The following is a 10,079-nucleotide window of genomic DNA, read 5'->3' on the forward strand; positions in this document are numbered from 1 at the left end:
GGTACTGCCGCATCCTGCCTCCCGTGCCAACGATCCCGCCCCCGGAAACCACGGTATGGGCGGGGCGGATCAACCGCGACCAGTGGACTCCGCCCGCACTGCGGCCCGGCCTGCCTGTCGCGCCAGCGGTTCTGGGCAGGCACCGGCCACCGCCGTTGCGCCACCGCGATCTCCGGACACCCCGCGACATCAAGGTGCTCCAGACCGTGGCCGTCCCCCGCGCCCAACAGCTGTCACCGCCCATGCCGCGGGCAGACCCGCTGCCACCTCTCGCGGTACCGCGCGGCGGCCACATTCTGACCGGTCCGCCCAACCGTACACATCCGGCACGCGTACGCGACCGGACCATGCACCGCCCCACCCAGCTGCCACCGCGCCTGAGGCCGCCCGCCCGGCGCCACCCGAGCGAAGGATCCTGGCCCGGCCGACCAAGCAGGCAAGGCCCGCTCCAGACTGAGTCGCTCAGCACGGCACACCGCGACCATCACGTCCTGACCGACGGGGTCCAGGAGGACCTCGGCGTCGGGGCGGACCCCACCGACGCCGGGGGAACGCGGCGGCTGGTTCTTCCACTCCCACGATGCCCGCAGCTCAGCCACCGGCACGCCGTACCGCTCAGCGACCCGTCCCATCAGCGACCAGACCGTCTCACTGGCCAGCGGAGCCACACAGAAGATCCCAGAACTCATAATCCCAGCCTTCCGAACAACAGCCACCGCCAAGAGAGAAGCGGCCAACCACCGCCCATCCGTGTCGCCTACACCCCCTCCACCGCCCACTCGACGCCGAGCGCAGCGAGCTGCGCGAGCTGCTCCGTACTGAGCCTGGCCCGCCTTGCCTTGGTGTTGTTCGTCCAAGCGCCCAGTGACAGGCCATCAGGGCTCCTGTAGGTGCGGGCGGGCCGGGCATGGCCATGCTCCCGGACGAACTCCGCCAAGGCGGCCAAGTGGAGCTGGAACCGGTCCGTACGGGAGATCTTCGGCTTCGCCTCGGCCGCGGCCTTGGCGGCGACCAGCTCGGGGTCGCCTTCGATGCCGATCGACGTCAGCAGGTCCCGCTGGTCGTCCTCCAACCCCGGCCAGCCGGCCCGCTGCGCGAGGACCCAGCGGCCGAGCTGCTCACCCTCGTACACCGTCTCCACTGGCAGCTGTGTCCAGTCGACCTGCCCGTCGGAGTCCAGCCACCACATGCGGGCGGTTGCCCAGGCGCGTTGCCAGGTGATGGGCCAGGTGGGGCACCACCACGGGTCGATCTCCTCCAGCGCGGCCCGCCGCTCCGGGGCGAGTGCGCCCGGCTCCCCGGCCGGCACCTGTGCGGCGGCCCGCAGCTCGGAGAGCCAGGTGCCGATCGCGTACCCGCCGACGGAGGCCCGCGCCGGCGCCGCCAGCGACCCGCCGTGGCCCTTCGCCCAGACCCTGGCCCAGTCGAGCCCGGCCTCGAACCGGGCGTCCGAGACGGACCAGATCATCCCGAGGGCGTCCAGCATCTCGACCCGGTGTCGAGCCAATTCGCCGCTCGCATTCTCCCCACGCCGCTCCGACAGCCACTTTCCCAGCGGATAATTGGAATTCTCACCGACGAGCGCGGAATATTGATCCGAAACGGTTGGGGTTCTGGGTCGTTGAACACCGCGTGAGTGAACTGGTGGGTGACGCGCGGCACTTGTCGCCGTCGGCGCAGGAAGCGTTGCGGCTGCGGGCGGTGGCCGCGTTGGTGGAGGGCCGGGATCGCGAGGACGTTGCGGCGGTGTTCAAGGTCTCGTTGAAGGCGGTGGACGGCTGGTGGGCGAAGTGGCTGGCCGGCGGGCGTGAGACGCTGATCGGGCGTCCGCGTGGGCGGCGTGTCGGGGAGCATCAGGTGCTGTCCGAGGCCGAGCAGGGGGCGGTGCGGCAGGCCGTGCTCGACCATCAGCCTTGTGACCTGGGGCTTTCCGGTCAGCTGTGGACGCGTGCCCAGGTGGGTGCGCTGATCGCGAAGCTGTACTGGGTGCGGTTGACCGAGCAGGGGGTGGGCAAGTACCTGCGGCGCTTGGGGCTGTCGTTCCAGCGGCCGGACAAGCGGGCCGTCGAGCAGAACGGCGAGGCGGTGCGCGGCTGGCTGGAGGAGACCTGGCCGGCGATCCGTGCGCGGGCGAAGGCCGAGGGCGCCGAGGTGCTGTTCGCTGACCTGGTCGGCATTCGTTCCGACCAGGTCACCGGCCGGACCTGGGGTGAGAAGGGGCGGACCCCGATCGTGCGCCGGAGGGGGAACCGGTTCTCGGTCAACGCCATGTCGGCAATCAGCACCAGGGGCCGGATGCACTTCATGGTCTTCACCGGCACCTTCGACGCGCAGGTCATGTGCCGCTTCCTCGACCGGCTCGTCGGCCACTTCGATCGCAAGGTCCACCTCGTCGTGGACCGTCACTCGGCCCACCGCAGCAAGAAGGTCCGTGCTTGGCTGGCCGACCACGCCGACCGGGTCGAACTGCACTTCCTGCCGTCGTACTCGCCCGAGCTCAACCCCGACGAGCTGGTCAACTCCGACCTCAAGCGCAGCCTGCCCATGAGCCACCGGGCCCGCAACCAGGCCGAGCTCGCGGCTGAAGCACGACGCTTCTTCCGCCGGCGCCAGCGCCAGCCCCACATCGTCCGCGGCTACTTCCACGGTCCGCACGTGCGCTACACCCTCGACGAGAACCAATTGAGTTTCTGATCAATAACCGGCGGGTGGGCGGGATTGGAAACGGTGCCCCGGTCAGCGGGTGCTGCGCTCCGCGTCACGGATGTGCGCGGGTGGGCGCCTACCACGGCAGGGCGGTCCGCGCTATAGGCCAGCCCTATAGCGCGGCCTATAGCCTCCGGGCTGTTCGCTTCCTAGCCTTCCAGTGCCGGACCGGCTCTGCCGCAGGTGGGTAGTTCCCACTTGGGGCGTGGTGGGTATCCTGGAGGTCCCGGTGCCCGTGACCATGCGCGGACACTTCACCTCTGACGGACGCCACCGTGGAGGCCGTGATGGCTGCAGTTGCCCGACACGCACGCGAGGAGTTCGAGACCGTCGCCGAGACCGAGGTCGACAGTCGGGGGAGGGTGTCCCTGGGCCGTGCCGGGGCGAAGCCCGGACGGCGCTACCGCGTCCAGGCCACGCCGGACGGCGTGCTGTTGCTGACTCCGGTCGTCTCCATCCCGGAGCGGGAGATGCAGGTGTGGACCGATCCGCTGCTCGCCGAGCGCATCCGTGCCGGCATCGAGCAGGCCAAGGCCGGACAGACCCATGACCTCGGCGACTTCTCGCAGTACCTCGACGACGAGGATGACGAGGACTAGACGACGGTGCCGTATGTCCTGCGCTTCACCGATGACGCGCGCGAGATGCTCCAGCGCCTGGCCGCCGGCCCCAAGGCCGACCCGGTCAGGCTGAAGAAGACCCGCAAGGCGCTGGCACTCCTGCAGACCGATCCCCGCTACCCCGGCCTGCACTCCCACCAGTACGAGAGCTTCCCCGGCCACAGTGACCAGAAGGTCTGGGACTCCTACGTGGAGAACCACACCCCGGGAGCCTGGCGCATCTACTGGACCTGCGGCCCCGACGAGAAGGACGACCAGGGCCAGGCCGTCCAGGTCATCACCGTCCTGGTGATCGGCCCGCACCTGTAGCAGCGCACCTGACCCCCTTCCTTGCCGCCAACGGAGGGGAAAGGGGGCTGGAGCCTGACGGGCGCCAGCGTAGGGTCGGGGGGCCGCGAGACTGGTGATCATGAGTTCCGATCGCCGCGCTCTGTGGCAGCCCTCCGACACTGCGACCGATGCGCCTGTGGCGGCCGATGACCGGGCGCGGCCGGCGCCGGTGGGGCGGGCCCCGTTCCTGGAGCCGCGCATTGAGGACGCGCCGCCTGAGGTGCCCGGCGCCCGCCGTCGGCTCGGCGAAGGCCCCCTCGTCGGCACCGACCTGCCAGATGACCAGGCCTGACCCGACCGGCCGCCGTCCCGGCCTGACGGGCCGGCGCTCCGGCGGGTCGTACGGTCGGTGGTGCGGGTGATGCTGTCGCCTGCACCTGTCGGCCCGGCTGCTTCCCCTTCTGGTCGGCATCGGTCTGTGACCAGCCAGCGCCGAGGGCCCGCTCCGGTATCAACGGGGCGGGCCCTCGGCATTGGGAACAACAGGTGTGTCGATGATGAAGCTGGCCGCTTCTCTTTTCGATTCTCCGCCTGTTCGGTGCCGCGGGCCCGGCGTCGTCAGGGCAGCGGTACGGCGTGCAGGCAGGCGTGCAGGCCCGGTCCTGCCGGTTCCGCGAGTGGCCGGGCGATCTCTCCGATGATTTCCACCCGGAAGGTGCCGGGTGCGTTGGCGTAGACCGGTGCTCCGTTGGCCGTGAGTGTTCCGGTGGCGTGGACGATGACGACCTCCGGCGGGCCGTGTCTGCCGGGTACGCCCGGCTGCTGCGACAACGGCGGCCGGACCGCCCGACCACCTGAAGGAGAGCGCCATGACCTTCCCCCGCCAGCGAGGACTCACCGAGCAGGCCGCCAGCGCCGCCGTCGACCAGGCGTGCCGGATGCTGCGGCTGCCTACCATCTGCGCCCAGTTCCCCGAGCTCGCCGAGGCTGCCTCGCGCGAGCAGATGTCCTACCTCGGCTTTCTCGCCGAACTCCTGATGTCCGAGTGCGACGACCGCGCCCGGCGTCGATCCGAGCGCAGGATCAAGGCCGCCGGGTTCCCCCGCGACAAGTCGCTCCGCAAGTTCGACTTCGACGCGAATCCCAACCTCGACCCCGCGATGATCCACACCCTCGCCACCTGTGAATGGATCAAGAAGAGCCTGCCGCTCTGCCTCATCGGAGACTCCGGCACCGGCAAGTCCCACCTGCTGATCGCGCTCGGCACCGAGGCCGCGATGGCCGGCTTCCGCGTCAAGTACGTGCTCGCCACCAAGCTCGTCAACGAGCTCGTTGAAGCCGCCGACGAGAAGCAGCTCGCCAAGACCATCGCCCGCTACGGCCGCGTTGACCTGCTCTGCATCGACGAACTCGGATACATGAAACTCGACCGTCGCGGCGCCGAACTGCTCTTCCAGGTTCTGACCGAGAGGGAGGAGAAGAACAGTGTTGCGATTGCCTCCAACGAGTCGTTCGGCGGCTGGACGAAGACCTTCACCGACCCCAGGCTCTGCGCGGCTACTGAACTTGAAAGCGTGATGTCGGTGGTCAGCCGTCCATGGTCAGGCCGGTCTGGGTGAGGCAGCCGTCGACGAGGTCCGGGCGGTACTGGATGCGTTTGAGGCGGCGTTTGACGGCCCTGGTGATCTGGGTCAGGTTGGCGGCGGCGAGGTTGCCGATGTCGCGCTTGACCAGGGACCAGATGCCTTCTTGGGGGTTGAGGTCGGGTGCGTATGTGGGTAGTTGGAATACGGTGAGCCACTCGGCGTTCGCGTCGATGAACTCCCTCATATCCGCGGTCAGGTGGAGGCGGACGTTGTCCCAGACCAGCACGATCGGACCGCCGAGCTGGATGCGGACACGGACGAGCAGGTCTCGGAAGTCCTGCCCCCCGAAGCCCTTCGGTTCGTTCTTGCGGCCCCGGTACTCGCGGATCGCGTAGATCAGCCGGGACCGCTCGCCCGGCTTGTAGCAGGTCATACCCGCCATCGACACCCGTCCGGAGCCACGGCCCTTGACTCGCACGACCGGGGTCTGGCCGATCCGGCCCCAGGTCCTGGCGCGGCGGAGTCATCGACTGTCCGGCTTCGTCCTCAAAGACAATTCAGGCGCCGCGCTCCGCCGCGGTGCTCTTACCCGCGGCCAGGTCTCCCCTTTTCACACCTCGACCGCGTCGTCATCGCGCTCGATCGCCCGCCGGGCGGGCTGCTGCCAGCTCCAGCCGTGCCGCTTCAGCAGCTGCCAGGTGCCCTCGACCGTGTAGGAGACGTGGAACAGCCGGCCGATCGCGGTCTTGATCCGCGCGAGTGTCCACCGCTGGTCGGTCCAGCCGTGGGCCAGCGGACCACGCTCCAACTCATGCTCGAGTCTGGCGATCTGGGCTTCGCTGAGCCTCGAGCGTCCCGGAGAGCCCTTCGTCAGCACTCCTGCCTCGCCGCTCTCGCGCCATGCCCGGCGCCACCGCTCCACGGAACGCTCGCTCACCCGCAGCACTGCAGCGACCTCTGCGTTCTTCTGCCCGCCCTTGAAGCGCTCCACCGCCTGAAGCCGCAGCCGCTCCCGCTTGCCCCTCTCGGCGTCGGTCAGCCCGCCGCCCTGTGCGTATCTCACACCCCAGGACTACTGGGTGCTGGCGGGCACTGTTCCCTGAACGGCACGAGCTTCACCCAGCCAACCTCAGTTCTCCTGGACCAGCCCCCACAGATGTACGGTAGTCCCGTCCTTCGAGATCGTGTGCCACCTGCCGTCCCCAGCAGCGCGCGCAGGCCCCGAGACTGGAACGGGGTAGGAGATCTCGCCACGCAGGTCCATTCCCCGCACGTCAACCAGCCAGTGACGGACCGATCCATACCGGGCATCGCATTCGGAGGTTCCTGCCACAACGGTGTCCTCGTCCACGAATGCCGCATCGAAGTCCCAGTAGACCCTGTCGTCGCCGGTGTTCTGCGGGTGCGCCGGCACCGCGTCCGTGGCATCCAGTTTCCGCGCGACCTTCGGACCGTTCTCCAGCTCGTGGAGCGAGAGGGACCACTGCCCGACGGGAACGGTCAGCAGCCGCCGACCGGACGGGCTCACCGCAAGAAGGATCCGCTCGTCGCCAACATGCTCGGCGGTCAACTGCTGCCCGTCCCATCGTCCCCGCAGCACAGGTGACCCTTCTTCGCCCTCACCGAGGCTCAGCCCCATCTGGGAAGGGTCCGGGTGTGACGTGTGCTCGGAACTGGAGGCCACGGTCCCGGTGTTCACACGTCCCAAGGGCCTTCCGGCCGCGGCGTCCAGGACTACCCACAGTTCCTGGTCGTCCTCCGTGATCTCGTCGCCGGCCAGCGGCCCGCGGACGTGTGCCCAGACGAGCTTGCCGTCTGCGCTGACGGCGGCCGAGCCGCTGTCCGCATATAGGTGGTCCTTGTCGTTCGCGTACTCGTGGAACGACGCGTGCAGCTGAGGACAGCCGCCCCAGCAGCCATGTCGCACTTCCCACCGCGTCGCACCGGCCGCCGCCACCGACCGTACTGCGTGGATGCCCGCGAACACCGCTGCATCCCGCTCCGGCGACACCGTCACCGTCCCGAAGCGGCGGGGCCAGGGCGCGGGGAAGCGGATCTCATCGCCGCGGCCAGCCTCAGGCTGATCGATATCGACAGCCACCACCTCAGTGTCACCACGCTGCACCAGGAGCGTGCGGTTCGGCCAGCACAGCATCTGCGGAGCGTCTGCCGTCCCTGGGGCCAACGGAGCAGCAACGGTAGCGATGAGACGAGCGGCGATGGTCACGGTTTCTTCCAGCCACAGGCGACGGACAAGGAGAGGGCCTACAGCCCAACCCTATGGGCAACGCCAACGCCGCCGGGCGGACCCCGACCGGGTCACTGAGGTCGCCTCCGGCAGGCCGACATCACGCTTTCAAGGTCAGTATCGTCGACCGACTTACCTTCGGCGGCAACATCATCGAGACCGGCACCGACTCCTACCGTCTCGCCACCACCCGAGCCCGGCAAGAACAAGCGTCCTGACCAGCGCTAGTTTGATCGCCACAGGTCGAGCTGAGGACGGGTATGGAGAACTGGGACTTTCGCGAGTGGCAGGCAGCGCTCGGCGCTCTTGACGGCCGTGGGGCGGCGCTGGTGGGCCTGGCAGCGGCTGAACGGATCTCCGGGTGTCTTGGCGATGAGCGCTTTCGCCGGCACGGCAGCTCAGGGTCCGAGATCGTCGCGGAGCTGCTGCGGAAGTGCTGGATCGACGCCGCCAACGGCCAGGACTCGTCCACTACTGGGCTTCAAGAGCTGGTTGATCAACTGGCTGATTGGTCCCGTGAGTACACGAATCTGTCGCTGGCCGAACTCTTCCGTTCCTACGAGACAGCGATCGGTGAGGGCAGCGACGGAGAGGACGAGGATGCCGTTGACCTGGACGACTTCATGGAGGAGGCGGTGCCTGAAGGCGCCGTGATGGCGCATCTCGACGCCCTGAATGCAGTCTCGGAAGCTGTTGCTGCCTGCACTGGTGGCCCCTGGGACGGTGCGCTTCGCTGTCTGCAGACGGCTGCGATGGCTGCACGGCAGGCCGACCCTCAGCTTCCTGGCCCGGGCGTCGAACTGCAGCGGCAACGCGAGGATCTTGAGCTCGTCCTGGCCTCTGGCAGCGATGATCGGGGCCCCATGGTGGCTGAGCTACGGGCTCGCGCCGAGCCGGATGCTCGCGGATGGAAGCAGGCCACCGAGCAACTCGACCTCCTGCACGACTGACCGACGACGCCAGACACCCGCGTTCGCCGACAGGCAACCGACGGCCACGACGTCAGCCGCTCTCGTTTCTCGCCAACATTGAGAGCGCTGGGATCACCTCAGCACTCTCAACACTCGCCGACATGCGCTCTCATATCTCACCTACGCAGCCACCGGTGCCTCCGAGGCCGACCAGGCCGCGATCCTCGCCGCCGGTTTGCAGGAGCACTACTTCCGCGACGGCGGCCGCCGCGCCTCCGGCCTGGCGGTGGAGTTCACCGGGATCGAGTGGGCCGACTTCGGCGTCTAGGGACGGCCCGGACTCACCCCGGTCGGTCTGGTGCTCCACCCGTGGGACACCAGACAGTGGCCTTTGTCCAGGGAGTTTGCGTGGTTGCCGGCGAGGCTGCGGATGTTGTCCATAGCCCGTAGCGGGCTCCCGGTCTCCAGGGGGCAGCGAAGCCGTCCACGGCCCTGCTGCGCCCCGCGGCGGGGCCATGCCGTGGGGCTCGGGGTCGGTCCGGCTTCGGGCGGCTGGTGCTCGCGGGTGAAGCGCTGCTGGTGGGTGGCGTGCTGCCGCGGGGCCGGCGGGTGGTGGCCGTAGCGTCCCGGGGTGAAGAGGTTGGGTCATCGGCCGCGCTCTCTTCCCCGGCCCGGCCGCCCTTTCTCCACCTCTTGATGGGCGGCCGGGCCGTACGCGTCTCCCGGGGCAGGCCTGCAAGGACCGGAGGGCGGAGGGCACGGGCCCGCGCCGGCCCTGCGGGGGAGCGTCGGTGCACGGTCGCCGGACGACGGCCGTAGGGCTAGGGCGTGTCTGACAATTGATCTTGTGGCAGGTCGAGGTGAGTTGACGGACGCGGCGTGGGAACGGATAGAACCCCTGTTGCCGCAGGTGGATGGGCGTGGTCGTCCGTGGCGTGACCACCGGCAGGTGGTCAACGGGGTGCTGTGGCGGCTGCGGACCGGGGCGCCCTGGCGGGACCTCCCGGAACGCTATGGGCCATGGCAGACCGTCTACGAGCGGTTCGCCCGCTGGGAATCGGACGGGACCTGGGCGAGGCTCCTCGAACACGTCCAGGTTCGGGACGACGCGGTGGGTCGGGTCGAGTGGACCGTCGCCGTTGACTCCACGATTAACCGGGCTCATCAGCACGCCGCTGGCGCCCGAAAAAAGGGGCCGCAGACGGGGACGAACTGGAAGATCCGGGCCGCTCGCAGGCGCGCCAGGCACTCGGCCGGTCCCGCGGCGGGCTGACCACCAAGATCCACCTCGCCGTCGACGGCCGAGGCTTGCCCCTGTCGATCGTGCTCACCCCAGGCAACGCCAACGACGCCACCACGTTCGGCCAGGTCCTCGACGGCATCCGGATTCCGCGTGGCGGCACGGGCCCTCCGCGCACGACACCGCACCGAGTGCTGGGCGACAAGGCCTACTCCAGCAAGGCGATTCGCCGCCTGCTGCGGCGCCGGGGCATCTCCACCACGATCCCCGAGCGCCGCGACCAAGCGGCCAACCGCCGCCGCCGAGGGCGCCTCGGTGGCCGCCCGCCAGCCTTCGACAAGGAGATCTACCGCGGCCGCAACGTGGTCGAACGGTGCTTCGCCCGCCTCAAGCAGTTCCGCGCGATCGGTGAGGTCGACTCGGGGCGCCCTGCTGGTGTCTCCACCAGTGGGTTTCCCCGAGCCGCCTCCCGAACCCGGCGTGCCCGTCTCCGGGCAC

11 protein-coding genes and 3 pseudogenes are annotated in these 10,079 nt (G+C 69.2%); 9 read left to right on the plus strand and 5 right to left on the minus strand.

What is annotated here, in order from left to right; genetic code table 11:
- Positions 1 to 757: 757 nt before the first annotated feature.
- The gene (locus AB0442_RS40325; protein WP_366168500.1) at positions 758 to 1,507 is read right to left on the minus strand and encodes a helicase associated domain-containing protein; all 750 of its coding nucleotides are present in this window, start codon (positions 1,505 to 1,507) and stop codon (positions 758 to 760) included.
- Positions 1,508 to 1,632: 125 nt separating this feature from the next.
- Here AB0442_RS40325 and AB0442_RS40330 point away from each other — a divergent pair, with 125 nt between their 5' ends.
- From AB0442_RS40330 to AB0442_RS40345, 4 genes are all read left to right on the plus strand, one after another.
- Positions 1,633 to 2,694, plus strand: a complete 1,062-nt coding sequence (locus AB0442_RS40330) for an IS630 family transposase (protein ID WP_366168502.1) — start codon at positions 1,633 to 1,635, stop codon at positions 2,692 to 2,694.
- 299 nt (positions 2,695 to 2,993) lie between these two features.
- Complete coding sequence (locus AB0442_RS40335; RefSeq protein WP_366168504.1) at positions 2,994 to 3,305, plus strand: hypothetical protein; 312 nt, start codon at positions 2,994 to 2,996, stop codon at positions 3,303 to 3,305.
- 6 nt (positions 3,306 to 3,311) lie between these two features.
- Positions 3,312 to 3,635, plus strand: coding sequence for a hypothetical protein (locus AB0442_RS40340; RefSeq protein ID WP_366168506.1), 324 nt, complete (start codon positions 3,312 to 3,314; stop codon positions 3,633 to 3,635).
- Between the two features lie 100 nt (positions 3,636 to 3,735).
- Complete coding sequence (locus tag AB0442_RS40345) at positions 3,736 to 3,948, plus strand: hypothetical protein (RefSeq protein ID WP_366168507.1); 213 nt, start codon at positions 3,736 to 3,738, stop codon at positions 3,946 to 3,948.
- Between the two features lie 266 nt (positions 3,949 to 4,214).
- On the opposite strand, the gene AB0442_RS40350 is transcribed toward AB0442_RS40345, so the two are convergent.
- Positions 4,215 to 4,427 (minus strand): DUF6296 family protein, encoded by a 213-nt coding sequence (locus tag AB0442_RS40350; RefSeq protein WP_366168509.1) that lies wholly within the window; start codon positions 4,425 to 4,427, stop codon positions 4,215 to 4,217.
- 38 nt (positions 4,428 to 4,465) lie between these two features.
- Here AB0442_RS40350 and istB point away from each other — a divergent pair, with 38 nt between their 5' ends.
- On the plus strand, positions 4,466 to 5,215 hold the full coding sequence (gene istB, locus AB0442_RS40355) for an IS21-like element helper ATPase IstB (protein WP_366168510.1): 750 nt from the start codon (positions 4,466 to 4,468) through the stop codon (positions 5,213 to 5,215).
- On the opposite strand, the gene AB0442_RS40360 is transcribed toward istB, so the two are convergent.
- The 3 genes and pseudogenes from AB0442_RS40360 to AB0442_RS40370 all read right to left on the minus strand — a co-directional run bounded on the left by AB0442_RS40360 (position 5,184) and on the right by AB0442_RS40370 (position 7,409).
- Positions 5,184 to 5,660 (minus strand): transposase, encoded by a 477-nt coding sequence (locus tag AB0442_RS40360; RefSeq protein ID WP_366168511.1) that lies wholly within the window; start codon positions 5,658 to 5,660, stop codon positions 5,184 to 5,186. The two genes, istB and AB0442_RS40360, sit on opposite strands and share 32 nt — an antisense overlap.
- Positions 5,661 to 5,705: 45 nt before the next feature.
- Positions 5,706 to 6,245, minus strand: a pseudogene (locus AB0442_RS40365) (winged helix-turn-helix domain-containing protein).
- A 66-nt stretch (positions 6,246 to 6,311) separates the two neighbouring features.
- Positions 6,312 to 7,409: a hypothetical protein gene (locus AB0442_RS40370; protein ID WP_366168512.1), complete on the minus strand. Its 1,098-nt coding sequence runs from the start codon at positions 7,407 to 7,409 to the stop codon at positions 6,312 to 6,314.
- 137 nt (positions 7,410 to 7,546) lie between these two features.
- Here AB0442_RS40370 and AB0442_RS40375 point away from each other — a divergent pair.
- The 4 genes and pseudogenes from AB0442_RS40375 to AB0442_RS40390 all read left to right on the plus strand — a co-directional run.
- Positions 7,547 to 7,648: pseudogene (locus AB0442_RS40375) on the plus strand (AAA family ATPase); the annotation flags it as partial.
- A gap of 42 nt (positions 7,649 to 7,690) precedes the next feature.
- A complete protein-coding gene (locus AB0442_RS40380) occupies positions 7,691 to 8,380 on the plus strand; it encodes a hypothetical protein (RefSeq protein ID WP_366168513.1) in 690 nt (229 codons plus the stop codon).
- A 196-nt stretch (positions 8,381 to 8,576) separates the two neighbouring features.
- Positions 8,577 to 8,669: a terminal protein gene (locus AB0442_RS40385; RefSeq protein WP_366168514.1), complete on the plus strand. Its 93-nt coding sequence runs from the start codon at positions 8,577 to 8,579 to the stop codon at positions 8,667 to 8,669.
- Between the two features lie 519 nt (positions 8,670 to 9,188).
- A pseudogene (locus AB0442_RS40390) lies at positions 9,189 to 9,988 on the plus strand (IS5 family transposase); the annotation flags it as partial.
- Positions 9,989 to 10,079 lie beyond the last annotated feature (91 nt).

Origin of the sequence: Kitasatospora sp. NPDC085895, from assembly GCF_040702125.1 — a bacterium.
GTDB lineage: Bacteria > Actinomycetota > Actinomycetes > Streptomycetales > Streptomycetaceae > Kitasatospora > Kitasatospora arboriphila.